The sequence below is a fragment of the Mesorhizobium sp. B3-1-7 genome, assembly GCF_006439385.1.
Lineage (GTDB): Bacteria > Pseudomonadota > Alphaproteobacteria > Rhizobiales > Rhizobiaceae > Mesorhizobium.
In genome coordinates this window covers 50208-69622 of the sequence record NZ_VFTL01000023.1, presented here as the reverse complement: position 1 = coordinate 69622, position 19415 = coordinate 50208, and the positions used below count along the sequence as shown (strand labels likewise).

At 60.9% G+C, this 19415-nt stretch carries 18 protein-coding genes and 1 pseudogene; 18 read left to right on the top strand and 1 reads right to left on the bottom strand.

The genetic code is table 11. The features are described 5' to 3' along the window. The first annotated feature begins 12 nt into the window (after positions 1-12). The 10 genes from FJ417_RS19670 to otnC all read left to right on the top strand — a co-directional run bounded on the left by FJ417_RS19670 (position 13) and on the right by otnC (position 10591). Positions 13-1191, top strand: coding sequence for a Gfo/Idh/MocA family oxidoreductase (locus FJ417_RS19670; RefSeq protein ID WP_140784638.1), 1179 nt, complete (start codon positions 13-15; stop codon positions 1189-1191). A 54-nt stretch (positions 1192-1245) separates the two neighbouring features. Further along, positions 1246-2769, top strand: a complete 1524-nt coding sequence (locus FJ417_RS19665; RefSeq protein WP_140784637.1) for an aldehyde dehydrogenase family protein — start codon at positions 1246-1248, stop codon at positions 2767-2769. A 46-nt stretch (positions 2770-2815) separates the two neighbouring features. After that, the gene (locus FJ417_RS19660; RefSeq protein WP_140784636.1) at positions 2816-4099 is read left to right on the top strand and encodes an ABC transporter substrate-binding protein; all 1284 of its coding nucleotides are present in this window, start codon (positions 2816-2818) and stop codon (positions 4097-4099) included. Between the two features lie 82 nt (positions 4100-4181). Further along, the gene (locus FJ417_RS19655) at positions 4182-5222 is read left to right on the top strand and encodes a sugar ABC transporter permease (RefSeq protein ID WP_140784635.1); all 1041 of its coding nucleotides are present in this window, start codon (positions 4182-4184) and stop codon (positions 5220-5222) included. Beyond that, positions 5222-6082, top strand: a complete 861-nt coding sequence (locus tag FJ417_RS19650; protein ID WP_140784634.1) for a carbohydrate ABC transporter permease — start codon at positions 5222-5224, stop codon at positions 6080-6082. The genes FJ417_RS19655 and FJ417_RS19650 overlap by 1 nt, the downstream gene beginning before the upstream one ends. 11 nt (positions 6083-6093) lie before the next feature. Continuing rightward, the gene (locus tag FJ417_RS19645) at positions 6094-6858 is read left to right on the top strand and encodes a 3-ketoacyl-ACP reductase (protein ID WP_140784633.1); all 765 of its coding nucleotides are present in this window, start codon (positions 6094-6096) and stop codon (positions 6856-6858) included. A gap of 1 nt (position 6859) precedes the next feature. Continuing rightward, a complete protein-coding gene (locus FJ417_RS19640) occupies positions 6860-7633 on the top strand; it encodes an enoyl-CoA hydratase-related protein (RefSeq protein ID WP_140784632.1) in 774 nt (257 codons plus the stop codon). Between the two features lie 17 nt (positions 7634-7650). After that, a complete protein-coding gene (denD, locus tag FJ417_RS19635; protein ID WP_140784631.1) occupies positions 7651-8637 on the top strand; it encodes a D-erythronate dehydrogenase in 987 nt (328 codons plus the stop codon). A 32-nt stretch (positions 8638-8669) separates the two neighbouring features. Then, on the top strand, positions 8670-9932 hold the full coding sequence (otnK, locus tag FJ417_RS19630) for a 3-oxo-tetronate kinase (RefSeq protein WP_140784630.1): 1263 nt from the start codon (positions 8670-8672) through the stop codon (positions 9930-9932). Next, positions 9929-10591, top strand: coding sequence for a 3-oxo-tetronate 4-phosphate decarboxylase (gene otnC / locus FJ417_RS19625; protein ID WP_140784629.1), 663 nt, complete (start codon positions 9929-9931; stop codon positions 10589-10591). The genes otnK and otnC overlap by 4 nt, the downstream gene beginning before the upstream one ends. Here the strand turns inward: otnC and FJ417_RS19620 are convergent. Further along, positions 10542-10753 (bottom strand): annotated as a pseudogene (locus FJ417_RS19620) (hypothetical protein); the annotation flags it as partial. The gene otnC and the pseudogene FJ417_RS19620 sit on opposite strands and share 50 nt — an antisense overlap. 2 nt (positions 10754-10755) lie before the next feature. Here FJ417_RS19620 and FJ417_RS19615 point away from each other — a divergent pair. From FJ417_RS19615 to FJ417_RS19580, 8 genes are all read left to right on the top strand, one after another. Next, on the top strand, positions 10756-10998 hold the full coding sequence (locus tag FJ417_RS19615; RefSeq protein WP_181183264.1) for a hypothetical protein: 243 nt from the start codon (positions 10756-10758) through the stop codon (positions 10996-10998). A 1218-nt stretch (positions 10999-12216) separates the two neighbouring features. Beyond that, positions 12217-13401 carry a PfkB family carbohydrate kinase gene (locus FJ417_RS19610; protein WP_140784627.1) on the top strand — a complete coding sequence of 395 codons (1185 nt, stop codon included), beginning with the start codon at positions 12217-12219 and terminating at the stop codon, positions 13399-13401. Positions 13402-13469: 68 nt separating this feature from the next. Continuing rightward, a complete protein-coding gene (locus tag FJ417_RS19605) occupies positions 13470-14246 on the top strand; it encodes a glutamine amidotransferase (RefSeq protein WP_140784626.1) in 777 nt (258 codons plus the stop codon). A 28-nt stretch (positions 14247-14274) separates the two neighbouring features. Continuing rightward, positions 14275-15045, top strand: a complete 771-nt coding sequence (locus FJ417_RS19600; RefSeq protein WP_140784625.1) for an ATP-binding cassette domain-containing protein — start codon at positions 14275-14277, stop codon at positions 15043-15045. A 31-nt stretch (positions 15046-15076) separates the two neighbouring features. Further along, on the top strand, positions 15077-16063 hold the full coding sequence (locus FJ417_RS19595; protein ID WP_140784624.1) for an autoinducer 2 ABC transporter substrate-binding protein: 987 nt from the start codon (positions 15077-15079) through the stop codon (positions 16061-16063). Between the two features lie 46 nt (positions 16064-16109). Continuing rightward, positions 16110-17057, top strand: coding sequence for an ABC transporter permease (locus tag FJ417_RS19590; RefSeq protein WP_140784623.1), 948 nt, complete (start codon positions 16110-16112; stop codon positions 17055-17057). After that, positions 17054-18013 carry an ABC transporter permease gene (locus FJ417_RS19585; RefSeq protein WP_140784622.1) on the top strand — a complete coding sequence of 320 codons (960 nt, stop codon included), beginning with the start codon at positions 17054-17056 and terminating at the stop codon, positions 18011-18013. The genes FJ417_RS19590 and FJ417_RS19585 overlap by 4 nt, the downstream gene beginning before the upstream one ends. Then, positions 18013-19329, top strand: coding sequence for an ArgE/DapE family deacylase (locus tag FJ417_RS19580; RefSeq protein ID WP_140784621.1), 1317 nt, complete (start codon positions 18013-18015; stop codon positions 19327-19329). Before FJ417_RS19585 ends, FJ417_RS19580 begins: the two co-directional genes overlap by 1 nt. Positions 19330-19415: the final 86 nt, after the last annotated feature.

The following is a 19415-nucleotide window of genomic DNA, read 5'->3' as shown; positions in this document are numbered from 1 at the left end:
GGAGCACTACAGATGGTCTACAAACTTGCCTCAGATTTGGATCTGGGACCGCGCTTGCCGATCGGAATGGTAGGCGGCGGCCGGGGATCGTTTTTTGCCCCCTATCACCGTGCGGCGCTTCGCCTCAGCGGCCGCTGGCAGCTTGTCGCCGGCGTATTCTCGTCGGAACGTTCTAGGTCGCTCGAAGCTGGTGCCGCGCTCGGCGTGGCTGCCGATCGCAACTATGAGACAGTCGCCGATCTCGCCCGAGCCGAAGCGGCGCGCAGCAATGGCATCCGGGCGGCGTGCGTCGTCACGCCTAACCATCTGCATTTTGATGCCTGCAAGATCCTGATGGAAAACGGCATCGGCGTGATCTGCGACAAACCGTTGGTGAATTCCTTGGAGGAAGCGCGCGAATTGCAGCGGCTCGCCGCGCAGACCGGCGTCTTTTTCGGCATGACATACACCTATTGCGGCTACCCGATGGTGCGTGAGGCCCGCCAGCTCGTCGCGGAAGGCGCGATTGGGCGCGTTAAGTTCGTGTACGTCGAGTATCTGCAGGAGTGGCTCGCCGACAAGCCGGAGAACCTCGGCGCAAAGGCCGGCGGCTGGCGAACGGATCCACAAAAAGCCGGACCGACAGGCACGCTTGGCGATGTCGGAACCCACGCGTTTAATCTCGCGGAGTTCGTCTCCGGGGCGAAGGTCAACCAGCTCTCGGCCAATCTAACGACGATCGTCGAAGGTCGTGCGCTCGACGATAACGACATCGTGCAGCTGCGCTTCGACGCTGGCTTTTCCGGGCTCCTGTGGGCGACTCAAGCTGCGCCCGGACATCGCAACGGTCTTCGTATCAAGGTCATAGGGTCGACAGGGTCAGTCGAGTGGCGACAGGAAGCTCCGGAAGCGCTTCGTATCGGTGAACTCGGCCAAGCAGACCGTACACTTCACAGGGGTCAACGGATCATGACTGCAGCCGGGGCGACGCAAACCACACTCCCCGCCGGCAATCCTGAAGGCTACCATGAGGCACTCGCCATCCTTTACAGCGACTTCGCGGATGCCATCCAGGCACCTGGCTCAATCCCTCTATTTCCGGCACCAGGGTTGGAGGAAGGTGCGCGTGGGGTGGCGCTGTGCGACGTCGCCATCCGCTCGAGTTCAACCAACGGAAGCTGGCTTCCATTAGACAATCAAGATTCTCATTGACAACGCTCTGTAATCGATTACAGATGCCGCCGACGAAACGGATGATCCTTGTCCATGAATGCACATCCTTCCACGCTCTACGCCCTTCCCGACACACCCCGCGATTTCAGTCTGCTGATAGACGGATCGCTGATACCCGTATCCGACCGCGAGGCGATTGACCGGACCAGTCCGGCGCATCGTCGTCTGGTCAGCCGGTATCCCAGAGCAACCGCTGCCGACACCGAGCGTGCAGTAGCGGCGGCCAAAACGGCCTTCGACAAGACCGACTGGGCGACCATGCCTGGCGCCGCCCGTGCAAGATTGATCCTCAAGGTCGCTGACCTGATCCGTGAGCACAAAGCTGAGCTCGCTCGGATCGAGGCTTTGGAGGGCGGCAAGCCCGTCTCTGCGATCGAGGGCGAAATCGACGTCTCGGTCGATCTTTGGGAGTATGCCGCGACCTTGGCGCGCCATGCCTATGGCGACACTTACGATACCCTCGGAAAGGACACGATGGGGTTGGTTTTGCGCCAACCGATCGGCGTCGTGGCCATGATCACTCCGTGGAATTTCCCGCTCCTCATCTTAAGTCAGAAGCTGCCTTTCGCGCTGGCTCTCGGATGCACCGCCGTGGTCAAGCCGAGCGAGCTGACATCGGGCACGGCCCTGCTGTTGGGCGAGCTTCTTCAAAAGGCCGGCATGCCCGCCGGGGTCGTCAACATCCTCGCTGGCGCCGGCTCCACGATTGGCATGCAGCTGTGCTCGCATTCCGACGTTGCGATGGTCTCGTTCACCGGTTCTACCGAGGTCGGGAAGACAATCAGCAGGGCCGCGGCGGACACGCTCAAGCGCGTCTCGCTGGAGCTCGGTGGGAAAGCCGCACATATCGTCTTTGCCGACGCTGATCTCGAGGCGGCAACCGACAAGGTCGTTTTCGGTATCCTTCACAACGCGGGCCAGTGCTGTGTCAGCGGCACTCGGCTGCTCGTGCAGCGCTCTGTAGCAGAGCAATTCAGCCAGGCCGTGGCTGCTCAGATCAAATCCGTTCGTGTCGGCGATCCACTGGACCCCGCCGTGAAGGTCGGCCCGGTCATTTCCAAGCAGCAATACGAAACCATCGGCAGCTACATCGCGATCGGCAAAGAAGAAAACGCGACCTTGATGCTGGGCGGCACTCAGAGCATGCAGCACGGAGGCGTAGACGGCTATTTCGTCGAGCCCACGATCTTTGCCGATGTCAGCCCGGACATGCGCATCGCGCAGGAAGAAATCTTCGGGCCGGTCCTTGCCATCATCCCGTTCGATACCGTCGACGAGGCGCTCGAGATCGCCAACAGCACAATCTACGGGCTCGCGTCCGGCGTGTGGACCTCGAACCTCGACACGGCTTTCAAGTGCGCGCGCGGCCTGCGATCGGGGACCGTCGAAATCAACACGTACATCGCCGGCGCCCCCGAGCTGCCTCTGGTCGGCCACCGTCAAAGCGGCGTGGGGCACGAGAAGGGCCGCTTCGCGGTCGAAGAGTTCACCGAACTCAAGACAGTCCAACTGCAATTCGGCCCGCTGGCTGATCGCTGGGTCCCCAAGGGTAACTAACAGTCAACGTGAAGAGCGCTGCGGCGCCAAAAAAGGAGGAGTGAACATGAACTGGAATGTCAACAGACGTTCGTTATTGAAGACGAGCGCGGCGCTGGCCGCTGGGGCCGCATTCTCAGGACTTGCCGGACGGTCTGCAATGGCCGCCGACAAGCTGGAAATTTTCTCGTGGTGGACGTCAGGTGGCGAGTCAGCGGCCCTCCAGGCCCTGATCGACGGCTTCAAGGAGCACTATCCTTCTACGGAAATCACGAACGCTGCCGTGGCCGGCGGCGGCGGCACGAATGCACTTCCCGTGCTCCAGGCGCGCTTGGCCGGCGGTACACCGCCCGACACCTGGCAGGGAAACAGCGGCACGGCCTTCTTCAACTCTTATGCCGACCCCGGCTACATCGAGGACGTCACTGACCTCTATAAGTCCGAGGGGTGGGAAAAGACCATGTCGCCGGGCGTCCTCGACCTCGTCCGGAAAAACGGAAAATATTACGCCGTGATGGTCGGCGCCCATCGTTGCAACGAAGTGTGGTTCAACAAGCCTTTGCTCGCCAAGAACGGCATCGAGATCGGCGACTCCCTGTCGTTCGACCAGTTCTTTGCTGCGGCCGAGAAGCTGAAAGCGGCCGGCGTGAATGCACTCGCGGTCGGCGACAACGGCATCTGGGCCAACATGCGCATGCTCGAGAACACATTCAACGGCGTGCTCGGCTATGACCAGACCGTGCAGCTTTGGGATGGGAAGCTTGCCTTCAACTCGCCGCAGATGAAGGAGGCCTACAAGATCCACCTTCGCATGCTCGACTACCAGAACCCTGACCACTCCGCACTGAGCTGGGACCAGGCCGTCAAGAAGGTCATTGAAGGCAGCTCGGCTTTCACCATGATGGGCGACTGGTCATATGGCGAATTCGCCAAGGCCGGCGCCAAGGACGGCGTGGACTTCGGCTGGGTCAGCCATCCCGGCACGGAAGACATCTTCATCATCGTGACGGACGGCTTCCCGATCGCCAAGGCCGCCCCCAATCCGGAGTCGGCCCGCAACTGGTTGAAGGTGATGGGTGACCCGAAAGTCCAGCTGGCGTTCAGCCTGAAGAAGGGCTCGGTCGCCACGCGCCTTGACGTCGACAAATCCACGCTGCCCCCGTATCTCAAGTGGTCATTCGAGAAGTTCGCGAAGAACAAGTTCACGGGCTCGAGCGTCAACGGCGAGCAGGTGCCGTCATCGTTCAACCAGAGCTCCTTCGATGCCCTGACCACCTTCGTGGTTGACAAGAACATCGACGCCTTCGCTGACAACATGCAGGCAGCCTTCGACGCTATTCCGAAGACGTAAAGTCGCTGGGCCGAGTCCGTGTCCCACGGGCTCGGCCCCCGCATTTCAGCATCAACGACGCAAACAGTGCGGGACCCTACACATGAGCACGTTTGATACTTTCACGCCCGAATTCCAGGTTGCGCCGGGTCGACCAGCGCACCGGTGGATCGGCGAGAAACTGCAGACGGCACTTCTGCTGTCTCCTGTCATCGTAACGACGCTGGTCTTCGTTTATCTCTTTATCATTCTGACCGTCCTGATCTCATTGTCGGACTGGTCTGTGGTCAATTTGGGCGGCGGCTTCAGCACGCCGTTGTTCAAGAACTATCATGCGCTTTTCGCCAATCCGCGTTTTCAGATCGATCTGCGCAACACCGTCATCTTTACATTCCTGTTCCTGGCCGGCTCGGTCGGCCTGGGGCTTGTGTTAGCGCTCCTTATCAACCGCAACCTGCCCGGCAAGGGGTTCTTCCGCTCGGTCTTCCTGTTCCCCTATGCCATCTCGTTCATTGTCACCGGGGTGGCGTGGCGCTGGATCTTCAACCCGGAGACAGGCGTGAACGTCCTAATCAACATGACGGGCATTAACTCAGTGCTCGCTGCGGCGGGTATCGGCCCTTTCAAGCCTGGCTGGCTGACCGACCCGACCGTCCTTGCACCCCTGAACGACACACTGGGCAGCATCTTCCCCTTCCTTGCGACCATCCAGCTCAAGCTCGGCATCCCTGTGGCCCTGATCGGCGTCGCGATTGCCGCGTCATGGCAGCTCGCGGGCTTTGCCATGGCGACCTTTCTTGCGGGGCTTGCCACCATTCCTTCGCATATCAAGGAGGCGGCCGCGATCGACAATGCCAGCGGTTGGACCTACTTCCGCAAAATAACCTGGCCTATGCTGGCGCCATTCACCGTGATCAATCTGGTGATCCTCGGCCACGTTTCTCTTAAGATTTTCGATCTGGTGTACGTCATGTCTGGCCCTGGACCCGGCTTTGCGACGGACGTGCCCGGCATCTTCGTATTCGAAACCACATTCCGTTCCTTGAGATATGGCGTCGGAGCCGCAGGCTCGGTGGTCATGCTCGCGATGGTGGCGGTGATCGTCGTTCCGTACCTGATCCGCACAATGCCGGAGGACAAGTGATGTCAGCGCACGCGCTTCAGACTGGCCAAGAGAGCAACATTGCGCAGGTAGCCCGCCGTGGGCTGACGTATGCCCTCCTCATTGCGCTCTCGGCGTTCTTCCTAATGCCAGTCTACATGTTGTCCGTGAACGGCCTCAAATCTGCCCGCGATGTGTCCGTGTCCGACATGTGGTCGCTGCCCCGCACCATAGGTCCCGGGGGATTTGCCGAGGCATGGGAGAAGCTCGGGCCATCGTTCCAAAATAGCTTGATCATGACCGGCACCGCGACGATCGTCTCCTGCCTAATCGGCTCACTCACCGCCTACATCCTAACACTATGGGGCGTCAGGTTCTCGCGCTGGATCTCGGTGCTGATTATCTTTGGTATGTTTATCCCGTACCAAAGCATCATCATCCCGCTGACTTTCTTGGCGCAGAAGCTCGGCCTTTATGGGACCTTGGCAGGGTTGATCATCGTCCACGTCATCTACGGACAATCCGTCAATATCCTTGTGTTTGGAAACTACTATAGGACCATTCCTAAAGCACTTATCGAGGCTGCAAAGGTGGACGGCGCCGGCATCTTGAGGACCTATTTCAAGATCATCCTGCCACTTTCGGCACCGGGCTTCGTCGTGGCCGGCATCTTCCAATTCACGAACATCTGGAATGACTTCCTGTTTGGCGTGATCCTGGTGCCGAACCCTGCGGCCCAACCCGTGACCGTCGCGCTGTCGAACCTGTCCGGTAACTATTCGGTCGACTGGAACGTCGTCATGGCGGGTGCGATCGTCGCGGCTCTGCCCACGATCCTGATCTACCTCGTTCTTGGCCGCTACTTTGTGCAGGGCCTGACGTCCGGCTCGGTAAAATCGTGAAGGATGTCGACATGTCAGGAATCGCAATTGTAACGGGGGGCCGGCGCGGGATCGGCCGCGCGATCGGTCAGTGTCTCGCGCGACGCGGACAGGGCGTACTCGTGGTCGATCTAGAAAATGACGCGTCCGACGAAGAGGCGGTGTCTCTGCTCAAGGAAAGCGGTGTCCCAGCCGCGTTTATGGCCGCCGACGTTGGCGACGAAGCGTGTCACGAAGCCATCCTGGATGCGGCAGGTGAACTCGGGACGCTCACGACCCTGGTGAACAATGCAGGAGTGTCTTCCACGGTGCGGGGGGACATGCTCGACCTCCCTGTCGAAAGTCTCGATCGAGCACTTCGCATCAACCTGCGGGCACCTTTTCTGCTCAGTCAGGCGTTCAGCAAGCGGCTTATACGGACCAAGGCCGCTGACACGCACTTTTGCTCCATCGTGAACATCACGTCGGTCAACGTCGAGATCCTCGGCGTCAACCGGCCTGATTACTGTATCACCAAGACTGGCCTCTCGATGGCGACCCGCCTGTTCGCTGCGCGCCTCGCGGAGGAAAAGATCCATGCGTACGAGGTAAGGCCCGGGATCACGATGACGGAAATGACCCAACCGTCGCGGGAGAAATATGATCGCGTGATCGAGGAGGGTTTGGTTCCCATGCGCAGATGGGGCGAGCCGGAGGATGTAGGGGAAGCGGTGGCGAACCTCGCGTCCGGCGCATTCAAGTTTTCAACTGGCGACGCGGTCTGGGTCGACGGCGGCCTCCACCTGTATAGGCTCTGACATGGACCAACATCTGCTCGAAGAGACCCCTATCGATGGGGTATTGCTACTGCGGCTCAACCGGCCGCAACGCCGGAACGCGCTCACGAAGCAACTCGTACTCGATATCGCCCATACGCTTGCAAAGGCGGCGTCCTCTAGCGCCACGCGGGCGGTGATTATCACCGGAGATGAGCGAGCATTCTCGGCCGGAGCCGACATCCTTGAAGTGAACGAAAGAGGCATTGCTGCCATTCTCGATGAAGAGAGATTGGCGGCTTGGCGGGCGATCGAGATATTTCCGAAGCCCTTGATCGCTGCGGTGCGTGGCTTTGCCTACGGCGCCGGCAATGAACTTGCGATGATCTGTGACCTGGTGGTCGCGGGAACCAGTGCGCAGTTCGGCCAACCGGAAGTCAAGATCGGAGGTATGGCCGGTGACGGGGGTACGCAGCGGTTACCACGCCTCGTGGGCCGGCAGGTCGCCACCAAGATGCTACTGACCGGCGCCCCGCTTTCAGCCCAAGGGGCCAAACAGGCAGGATTGGTTTGCGACGTAGTCGAAGACGACCTCGTCGTGCAGACGGCGATCGCACTTGCAACTGCGATCGCTGCCAATGCGCCGCTCTCCGTAGCGGTGACCAAGTCGCTGATCCGACGTGTTGATGAAGGGGGATTGGCCGACGGTCTTCGCTGGGAACGCGATGGCCTGCTTAGGGTCTTTCAGTCCGAAGACCGGGTCGAAGGCATGACGGCATTCGCTGAAAGGCGCCGTCCGACCTGGTCCGGACGCTAATCAAACGGGATGATGCCATGCATTTAATGATAATCGGGGCGGCCGGCATGATCGGTCGCAAGTTGAGCGATCGGTTGGTGCAAGGAGGATCGGTGGGCGGAGCCGCAATCACCCAGCTTTCCTTGGTTGATGTAGTGCCGCCGATGAGCGTGGACCTCCCCGGGGTAGCGGTAGATTGCGTCACCTCAGATCTTTCCCAGGCGGGCGCTGCCGCGAGCTTGGCTGCGTCACGTCCGGATGTCATCTTCCATCTCGCAGCGATCGTCTCTAGCGATGCGGAAGCGAATTTCGAGAAGGGCTATCGCATCAACCTTGATGGCACCCGGTTCCTTTTCGATGCGATCCGACTCGAAGGCGAGACGCGCGCATACCGACCCCGGGTCGTCTTCACGTCTTCGCTCGCCGTCTTTGGCCAACCGTTGCCTGACGAGATTCCGGATGACTTCGTCCTTGCGCCGCTTTCCAGCTACGGAACACAAAAGGCGATCTGTGAGCTGCTTCTGGCGGATTATTCCCGGCGCGGCTTCTTGGACGGTATCGCTTTGCGTCTCCCGACCATATGTGTCCGGCCTGGCAAGCCAAACAAGGCTGCATCCGGCTTCTACTCGGGAATCATCCGCGAGCCGCTGGCCGGCCAACCTTCGGTGCTGCCGGTGCCACGAACATTGCGGCACTGGTTCGCAAGCCCGCGTTCCGCCGTAAGCGCCTTGGTCCACGCCGCAGCAATCGACCTCAAGGCGCTCGGAGCACGTCGCAGCATAAATCTCCCCGGCGTGTCGGCGACGGTCGGCGACCAGATCGACGCGCTGCGCCGCGTGGCAGGTGACGGCGCGGTGGACCTGATCCGAGAAGAGCCGGACCCCGCCGTTTTCGACATCGTGTCGTCATGGCCCAGGGGTTTCACTGCAACCCGCGCGAAGGAGCTGGGCTTCGCCGCCGAAACCTCGATGGACGAGATCATTCGCGTCCATATCGAGGACGAGCTCAGCGGCACCTTAAACTAAACAGACTTCGCTTAGGATATCTGAGAAATTTCATGCTTCTCGGCTGTATAGCAGACGACTTCACCGGTGCGACCGACCTGGCGAGCATGCTCGTGGAGGAAGGGATGAAGACCATCCAGTTCATCGGCGTGCCCACCAACGCCCACCTCGCCGCCGCGCGAGGCTATGATGCCGTGGTTGTCGCCCTGAAGTCGCGCACAACGCCGGCCGCCGAAGCGGTAGCCCTCTCTCGGCAAGCCCTGGATTGGCTTCGAGAGGCGGGTGCAATGCAGATCTTCTTCAAATACTGCTCGACCTTCGACTCTACGCCGGCAGGCAACATCGGGCCGGTCGCGGACATGCTGGCCAAGGAAATCGGCGCGCCGATTACCGTGGTCTGCCCTGCTCTGCCCGCAAACGGCCGGACGATCTACAAAGGCCACCTGTTTGTAGGAGATCAGCCCCTGGACGAGTCAGGGATGCGCGATCATCCGCTCACGCCCATGATCGATAGCAGCCTGGTGCGGCTGCTAGCTGCGCAAACTCCGGCGAGAGTTGACCTCGTCGAACACGGAACGGTGCGGCAAGGAAGGCGGGCCATTCGCGCCCGCCTCGACGCCATGGCCGACGTCGGCGCCCGCTACGCAGTCATCGATGCGATTGTCGACGCCGACCTGGTCGAAATTGGGTCGGCCTGCGCTGGCTTGAAGCTCGTCAGCGGCGGTTCTGGTCTCGGTCTCGGCATCGCTCGAAACCTTTCGTCGTCGAAGGGTTCTGGTGCGTTGAAGGTTGAGATTGCCGGCCCAGCTGCCGTGATATCCGGCAGTTGCTCGCAGGTGACCAACCGGCAGGTCGCTCTCATGCAAGCCAATGGCCTGCCGACGTATCGGATCGACCCGCTGGCCTTGGCAAAGGATTCTGAAGCGGTTGTTTCCGATTTCCTGAACTGGGCCGCACCACAGCTGGGTGCCAGGCCGATACTGGTTTACGCGACAGCTACGCCGGATAAGGTGCGCCAGGTCCAGCAGGAGCTGGGAGTTGCCGCCTCAGGGCAGCTGGTCGAGTCTACATTGGCGCGCATCGCGACAGAGCTTGTGGAGCGCGGTGTGCGCCGGTTAATCGTCGCGGGCGGCGAAACGTCTGGCGCCGTTGTAGGGGCTCTCGGGATCGACGCTTTGGCGATCGGCGCAACGATTGCCCCTGGAGTGCCCTGGACAATCGCAGAAGTTAACGGCTCAAGAGTGGCGCTTGCCCTCAAGTCCGGAAATTTCGGCAACGTTGATTTCTTCTTGTCGGCTTGGGAGAAGCTTTCATGAGCCATGTTGTGCCATCTCGCGAAAGGGCTATTACGAACGCTCGCGACGGCATCATGAGTCATGCCCAAAGCCTGTTCACTCGCGGTCTGACTGCCGGCAGCAGCGGCAACCTCAGCGTTCGCGTCGAGGACGGCTATGTAGTCACGCCTACCAATGCTTCTCTTGGGAGGTTGGACCCAACACGGCTCAGCGTCGTCGACTTCGAGGGCAAGCCGGTGGAAGGCGACGCTCCCTCCAAGGAGACCGTGCTGCACCTGGCGATGTACAGTGCGCGGCCGCAATGTGAGGCGATCGTTCACCTCCACGCGACCCACTCCGCAGCGGTGTCATGCATGTGCCGTCTACCGGAAGATGACTGCTTACCGCCCTTGACACCGTATTTTGTTATGAAAATCGGCAAGCTGCCATTGCTCAGGTATCGCAGACCTGGTGATCCCGCACTAGCCCCTGACATCCGGGCAGCCGCCACGCGCGGCCCGGCCGTTCTCCTCGCAAACCATGGTCCGCTGGTCTCCGGTAAAAGTCTTGAAGCGGCGGTTTATGCGATCGAGGAACTCGAAGAGACCGCCAAGCTTTTTTTGCTTTTGCGAGGGTCAGAGACTCGACCCCTCAATGCTGACCAGATCGGGGAACTCCGGGCGACTTTCGGCGAGCCCTGAAGGTGTTTGGTCCCGGCATTTGCTGGAGCGGAGTTTGAAACGTTCCGGTTGTGAGACCCACGCCTTGCAGATGAACTCGTAGGGTGTGAGACCTTTGAGGGTCTTGAGCCTGCGGGCGAAGTTGTAGGCGGCGACGAAGTCGGCGAGATGGGTCCGGAGTTGTCGTGGCTCTCGTAGGAAACCGGAAGAACGCTGAGTATTGCAAGACACTCGAAGCACAGCTGGTGGATACTGCAAAGGCCAAGACCGCTTTCGACGAGGCGGTGGTGATCGTCAGGGACGCGCTAATGACCTTGGGGGCTCCCGTCGCTCGCGACAGCGTGAAGTCCCGGCCTCTGGTCGAAGAAGTGAAGAAAGCTGCTATCGCCCGCCGTTTGCTGGCCAGCGGCGCGGCAATCCCTGCTTAGGATGAGGATAACGTAGACTGGGTGTCCTCTCAAAACTCCCAAGCGTCACATCACGGAACCCCGCCGAAGAATCGAACGTCCGCCATCTGGATCTGCGCCGAGAACCTGCCAATCCGCTTCCCACCCCGTCATAGACATTCCGGCGGTAAGCGGACTGGCTGCTTCCAGGATTTGTCTCGGGTCGCCAATGACTGAAATCAGGCGCAAAGCGGCCGCTTCACGCAACCGGTTCTAGCGTGCCGCGACAATATCCCTGGGCGGCCTTGATGAGGAGGGCACAACTACCAGTACAGTTTTCGCAACTCGCCTCACAGCTTCATGTGAGTCAAGATCAATCGCGCCTTCTCGAAACGCAAATAACCGCCCCCGTTAGACCGGGACGGTTATAGATTTATGATAAAATTGGTTGCGGGGACCGGCTCTGAAGCCGCAAACCTCGCTTGAGAAATTCCCCTCAGCTGACGAACGCAGATGTAACGCCGTATTGACGGTATCCTCCTTGCGACTCGACAGCCGATGGCGGCGAACAGGATGTCCTTTTCGATTAGGTTTGGGTTTGAGCGCTTATGGCGGCAGAACAGCAGCAATGGTCCTCTTTGGCGAAATGCGGCTTGGCCAGGATCCAGCACCCGAGCGGAAAGCTTGCGGCCCTGCCATGAGGATCGCAAGGTCTGCTCGCCTCCGTTGGCCTGACCTTCGAGCGCTGCGACCGGTAACGGCATGCAATAAAAACAAGCACTTACCTTTAAAGGCGGGCTAAGTCGTCTCTCGATCGGCCGAAATGGATTGACGGCTTCTGGGGCTCGCCAACCGGATGGCGGACGTTCAAACCGTTGTTAGTCTCGTAATTGGCCAAGCGGGAACGGCACACGAAGGCAAGCTGGACGCAGGCTTGATCGCCGGAATGTGAACGGCTTTTTCCCTCTTGGCGAGGCCACAAACACGCTTCCTGGTGTGCGCCCTGGGGCGGCGGTAACAAATGGATGGTCTGGAAGCCCAGTCATTGAGAGAATGCGTTCGCTCTCCTGGACCGTTCTGAACAGCATGCCCGCTTCCCCTGAATTGAAAATCCTTCAATATTGGAATGGCGCCGTTGGGATTCGCATATTTTCGGATCAGCATTCCAATATGCGATGGCAGTCCTCAACTCTTTGGAAAATGATTTCGTTGAGGTGGCACGATTCCGTTGCTAGCGTTTGAAACGCTTCAATAGGAGCCATGTTGTTGCAACGCAAGCGCCCCACCATAGCAGATGTTGCACGAACCGCCGGCGTTTCCATCGGCACGGTTTCGAACTTCATCAACGGGACCGCAGCCCTCAAGCAAGGCACACGAGATCGTATCGAAAAGGCGGTTGCCGTCTTGATGTACCGGCCAAGTTCGTTTGCACGCTCTCTACCCGGCCGCGTGCCGCAGCGGCTGAAAAGCCTCGACCATTTACCCCGGCTTCTGGTCGCGGGCCGGGTAAGCGTCGACTTCCTGTGCCGCGTCGACGTGCTGCCGCATCGCGACGATCGGGTGACGGCGACCCATATCGAAAAGGCGTTGGGTGGTCCTGCGGCCAATCTCGCGGTTGCCGCCGCTGGCGTCGGCATGCCCTACGCGCTTGACGTGGAGCTTGCGACGGCGGTTGGCCAGGACGCGGAGAGCGACTGGGCGCTGGGCGAGCTTTCCAAACTGGGTGTCCACGCCCTGCCCATCCGCAGCACGCCCAACAACCGGCTCTCGCAGGCGATCGTCATCATCGAGCGCAACGGCAGCCGCACCATTATCAGCGAACCGTTCGAACTCGGCGAGGTCGACCTGACGGCCAACCTCGACATCCAGCCCGAGCAGCGCCCGGCCTGCCTGCATATCGAAGGCTTCCATTATGAGACGATGACGGCCTCCGTCGCCCGTTTTCATCAGGCCGGCTGGAAAGTGAGCCTGCATTCGGCCGGCCTGCCCGGAAGCGCGCGCACGCCGGAAGTCTTTGCTCGGATGGTCAAGCAGATCGACCTGACCTTTATCAACGATGTGATGATCCGCGAGATCTACGGTTTTGGCACCCGCATGGCGACCATGATCGACGAAGTGCGGCAGATGTTGTCACGCATCAAACCGCGGGGAACGGTCGTGCTTACCCTGGGCGAATTCGGCGCGGTCGTCTTTCCGGCAACCGGCGGACCGCAAATCGAAGTGCCGGCACTACCCGTCAACCGGGTGGATGCGACCGGTGCAGGCGACAGCTTCGCAGGCATCTTCCTCAGTCTGTGGCTGCATGGCGCATCGCTGGAAACAGCCGCCCGCTACGCAGCGATCGGCGCGAGCCTGACGACAACCGTCGAGGGTGCGCAGGGCTACATCGCCGACTTCGCGACATTGAAGGCCACCGCTTCGGCAAATGACGTGATGGCAAGCTAGATCAATACGTTACCGGGTCCAAAGCATCCGGCAGGCGACCAACAAGGCATTATCGGGAGAACATGGTCATGGCGAAAACGAAAGTCCTTCTGGTCGGCGAAAGTTGGATGAGTTCGGCCACCCACTACAAGGGCTTCGACCAGTTCGGAAGCGTTACCTTCCATCTCGGCGCGACGCCTTTGGTCAACACCCTGAAGGACAGTGAATTCGATCTTGAATACATGCCGGCGCACGAGGCCGTCGAAAAGCTGCCTTTCACCATGGAAGGACTTTCGCAGTACAAGGCGATCGTGCTCTCCGACATCGGCGCGAATTCGCTGCTGCTTCACCCCGATGTCTGGCTTCACGGCAAGACCGTGCCGAACCGTCTCAAGCTGCTGCGCGACTGGACGCGGGCCGGCGGCGGCCTGGTCATGATCGGCGGCTATTTCAGCTTCCAGGGCATCGACGGCAAGGCGCGCTGGCATCGCACCGCTGTTGAAGATGCACTGCCGGTGACCTGCCTTCCCAATGACGACCGGCTCGAAATCCCGGAGGGCTTCCGGCCTGAGATCACCGGCCCCAGGGATCATCCGATCTTTGCCGGCATCCAGGGCGAGTGGCCGATCCTACTCGGCGCCAACGAAGTTGTCGCTCGTGACCGTGGCGATGTCGAGGTTTTAGCGCGGCTTCCGCAGGACCAGGGCGGCCATCCGCTACTGGTCACCGGGCGTCATGGCGAGGGCCGCACGCTGGTCTGGACATCAGACATCGGACCGCACTGGCTGCCGAACAACTTCGTAGAGTGGCCCGGCTACACCAGCCTTTGGACCAACGTGCTGCGCTGGGTCAGCAAGGCCGTCTAGCCAATCCGCAACTGCAGGAGGAACCGCCATGACAGCACCCTTTCTTGTCGCCCGGAACATCGCCAAGCGTTTCGGCGCTCTGACGGCGCTTGCCAATGTCGACCTGGAAATTCGGCCCGGCGAGGTGCTGGCGCTGCTTGGCGACAACGGTGCTGGCAAATCGACCTTCATCAAGATTCTGGCGGGCGCCCATCCGCCGAGCGACGGCGAGCTTGTTATCGAGGGCAACGCCGTCGCGTTCTCTTCGCCCAAGGATGCGGCCGCATCCGGCATCGCAACGATTTTCCAGGAACTTGCGCTTTCGGAAAACCTGTCGATCGCCGAAAACGTGTTTCTGGGTCGAGAATTGAAACGCTCCATTTTGGGCGTTCCCTTTCTGAGGCGCAGGGAGATGCGCCAGCGCGTCGACGGTCTTCTGCAGGAACTCGACGCCCATATCACAGACCCTGAAGCCCCTGTCGGCAGCCTTTCGGGCGGTCAGCGCCAGGCCGTTGCCATCTGCAGGGCGCTTAATCTCAACGCCAGGCTGGTCATTATGGATGAGCCGACGGCCGCCCTTGCCGTCGCAGAGACCCGCAAGGTGCTGGCGCTGACACGGCGGCTTGCCGCGCGCGGCTGTGCCGTCGTCCTCATCAGCCACAACATTTCCGAAGTTTTCGAGGTTGCCGACCGAATCGTGGTGTTCCGGCGCGGCCGCAAGGTGGCCGAACGGCTGGCTACTGAGACCAATCACGAGGAAGTCGTTTCACTCATAACAGGCGCCCATCCCGACGTGCGGGCGCTCGAAAAAACAAACTGACACGCACGTCATTCCAGAGAGGATCAACACAATGCTTTCACCATTCAAAAAGGCGCTTGCTGTCTCCGTGCTATCACTCGCCATTGTCACGGGAGCGCATGCGGCGGACAAAAAAAGGGTTGCCTTCGTCCCGCAGCTGATCGGCATTCCCTATTTCAACGCCATGGAAGCCGGCGGCAATCGCGCCGCCAAGGATCTTGGCGTCGATTTCATCTACTCTGGCCCGGTCGGCACCAATCCGGTGGACCAACTGCAGATCGTGCAGAATATGATCGACCAAGGCGTCGAAGCGATCTCGGTCAGCGTGCTCGATGCCTCGAGCATCGCGCCGGTGGTCGAGAGCGCCAAGGCCAAGGGCATCAAGCTGTTCACCTCCGACAGTGACGCGCCCGACAGCGGCCGCGCGGTCTATGTGGCGCAAGCGACCGACGAGGGGCTTGGCACCACGATCATCGACGAACTCGTCAAGCGCGTCGGAGAGGGCGCCACCATCGGCATCGTCTCTGGCGAGGCAACGGCATCCAACCTCAACGCCTGGATCGGCTTCATGCAGAAGGAAGCCACAGCCAAATATCCGAAGCTGAAGCTGCTCGCGCCGCAATATGCCGGCGGCACGGCCGAGCGCGCCGCGCAGATCTCGGGCGATCTCATGGCCGCCAACCCCGATATTAAGGCCATCATCGCCGTTGCGTCCTCGACCTGCCCAGGCGTTGCCCAGGCCATTGAAACCGCCGGCAAGATCGGCTCCGTCGTTGGCACGGGTTATTGCAGCCCGAACACCGCCCGCTCGTATCTGAAGAGCGGCGCTTTCGGCTTCACCGTGCTGTGGGACCCCGAACAGCTCGGCTATCTGACGGTCTGGGCTGGCAAGCAGCTGATCGACGGCAAGAGTTTCGAGGCCGAAAACAAGATTGCCGGTCTGGAGAAGCCCGCCACCTATGATGCGACGAAAGGCATCCTGCTGCTCGGGCCGCCCGCTATCTTCACCAAGGACAATGTCGATAAATTTAACTTCTGAGCCCTGACGTGAACGCGATGCGGCAGCTGGAATCGGTGTCTTCTCCATGAACGGGCGGGAGTGGTCTCTGCTTATCGCCTGTTTGCTGGCGATCGTCATCTTCTCTGTCGCATCACCGCACTACGCGACCTCGGGCAACGCAGTCACCGTCCTGCGCAACGCCGTTGAGCTCCTGCTGATCGGCCTCGGCATGACCTTGCTGCTCGCCATGGGCGGCATCGATGTATCCATCGGCATTGTCATGGGTCTCGCGGCCATCGCCATCGGCCGCATCCTCGGCGCTGAAGGCACCCCATTCCTGGCGCTCATTGCCGGGCCCGCGGTCGGCGCGTTGCTGGGATGCGTGACGGCCGCCGTTGTCGTCCTCGGCCGCGTTCCGGCGATCGTCGGAACGCTTGGCCTGCTTGGCGTCTACCGTACCGCCGTATTCGCGCTGCTTGGCGGGCAATGGCTTTCCGGCCTGCCCTCAAGCCTTACCGATCTGCTGGGTGCCACCGCGCTCGGGATCCCCGTCCCTGCCCTGGTGATCGCTGTTGCCTATCTGGTGGTCTGGCTGGCGCTGCGGCGAACGCCCTATGGGTTGCACCTGCTGGCGATCGGCAATTCGGAGGAAAAGGCGCGGCTTTCAGGAATTCCGGTGATCAAGGTCCGCTTCGTGACCTTTGTCATCAGCGGCGTCCTGACCGGCATCGCCGCGACCTTCTATGTCGCTACCTACCGCAACGTGGAAATGTCGATCGGCAGCACATCGGCGCTGGATGCCATTGCCGCGGTTATTCTCGGCGGCACGAGCATACTAGGCGGACGGTGCAGCCTCATCGGCACCGTGCTTGGCGTGTTGTTGCTCAGAATTCTCCAGAACGGCCTACTCCTGATCGGCGTTCCCTCGCTCTGGCAGCCCGTCGTCACCGGCGCTCTCATCATTGGCGTGCTTGGCTTCGAAGCTGTGTCCAACCGCCTTCCTATGGCCCGGTTCCAGCGAGCCCGCGCATGAAAACGCTCCGGAACCTGCAGGGCCCGACCCTTACCCTCGCGCTTCTGTGCGCGCTCTGGCTGATCGTCATCGTTGGCCTGCTTGCGCTCAAGCCATCGGTTTTCAGTCTCGGTACGGTTACCAACGTCCTCCAGTTCTCGACCATCCTGGCCCTGGTCGGCCTCGGGCAGGGTCTGGTCATCCTGGCTGGCGGAACCGGCATAGATCTGTCCGTCGGCGGCGCGGTTTCGCTGTCCGCCATCCTCGCCATGCTGTCGCTCAAACTGGGGTTGCCACCGGTCCTGCTGCCAGTCGTCTGCATCCTAGCCGGTGCGCTGCTCGGCGCCCTCAACGGATTGCTGGTGAATAGCTTAGCGCTGTTGCCCTTCATCGCCACGCTCGGAACATTTTTCGTGTATTCCGGCGTGGCGCTTGCCGTCACCGGCGGCGCGGCCCAGTCGGGCGTGCCCGCCTGGCTGCTCCTGTGGGGGCGTGGCGTCCTGGTGGGCATTCCCGTGCCCTTCCTCACCCTTGCCATTCCATGCTTCGCGCTGGCCGGCCTTGTACTGATGGCGACGGCCTGGGGGCGCTGGATCTACGCGATGGGCTTCAATGAACGCTCGGCCAGGCTGGTCGGCATTCCCGTCGAGCGCGTGCGCTTCATCCTCTATGTGCTGAGCGGCGCGCTGGCTGGCGCCGCCGGTCTTGTTTCACTCGCCTGGCTCGGCAGCGGCAGACCCAATATCGGTCAGAACCTGGAGCTCGAATCGCTCACGGCCGCCATGCTCGGCGGCATAGCCATCACCGGCGGGCGTGGCGGCGTCGGCGGCGTTTTCGCGGCCGTCCTGCTGCTGGTCACGCTCAAGACCGGCCTTCTGCAATTGAACATCAACACGGTCTGGCAGGTGGGAATTGTCGGCGCCCTTCTGGTGTTCTTCCTTCTGGCCGACCGGCTTTCCCAACGTTGGAGATCATAATGCCTTCCATGGAAGAGACCATCGCCGCGCGTGTCGAGGCAGCGGCCGATCGCATCGTCGAGACGCTGAGCAATCTCGTCGCCTTTCCCTCGATCGTGAAGTCCAATCCGAAGGAGGCCGGCCCGGGCGAACGGGATTGCCAGCTCTACCTAAAAAAGCGCATCGAGGCGCTCGGCTTTACGACCGATCTTTGGGAACCGGATGGCCCCGCGCTTTACGAAAAATACAAGGGACGCGCCGGCGCCAACAAGGGCAGGACCTTCGATGGACGGCCCAATCTCGGCGGCGTGTTGAAGGGCACAGGCGGTGGGCGCTCCATCATGCTCACCGGCCATATCGACGTCGTGCCGCCTGGTGCGGCTGGACACTGGACGACCGACCCGTTCCAGCCTGTGTTGAAGGACGGCTTCCTGCATGGCCGCGGCACGGTTGACATGAAGGGCGGCGTCGCCTGCATGCTGATGGCGGTCGAGATCCTGAAGGAGCTGAATGTCAGCCTTTCCGGAGACATCGTCTTCACCACTGTCGTCGATGAAGAAATCGGCGGCATGGGGTCGCTCGCCATGGTCGATCGCGGCTTTTGCGCCGATGCCGGCATCATGACCGAACCGACGGCAAACAGGATAGCGCCGCTCTGTCACGGCATTCTCTGGGGCAAGATCATCATCGACGGCATAGGTGGCCATGCGGAGCTAACGCCGAATGCCTGGTATTCGAGCGGCCCGGTCGATGCCGTGCAGCTTTGCCGGCAGATCCTCGACGGCATCGACATCCTCAACCGGCGCTGGATGTTCGATCCGAAGAAGAACCATCCACTGATGGACCTGCCCAACCAGATCATCGTCACCCAGATCAATGCCGGCGAACACCCGTCGTCGATGGCCGGCCGCGGCGAGATCATCATCGACGCTCAGTACCTGCCGAGCGAACATGACGAGTTCAGGCTGGGCGGCAACGTCAAGCGCGAGATCGAAGAGCATATTGCCAATGTCTGCCAAGCGGACCCTTACCTGCGCCTGCACCCTGCCCGCGTCGAATGGATCCTCGACGCCGACTGCGCCGAAATCCCTTCGGACAGTCCGTTCGTCGGTGTCTTCCAGCAGGCTGTGAAGGTCGCCAATCTGTCGCCTGCGCTCAGCGGCTTTGGCGCACACAGCGATATTGGCCTGCCCACTGGCCTCGGTAACACGCCGACCGTCAACTTCGGTCCCGGCGATCCCGCGCAGGCGCATCAGCCAAATGAACGCGTCGCGGTGCGCGACCTCATCGACTGCACAAAGGCGATCGCCATCGCTGTTGAGAAATGGTGCCGCTAGCGAACCATGCAGACCTGTGGCTATGGTCACCTCGGGTTAAGGCTCACCTTTTTGATGCCATCACCGGTGGAACCATCTTGAGCGTT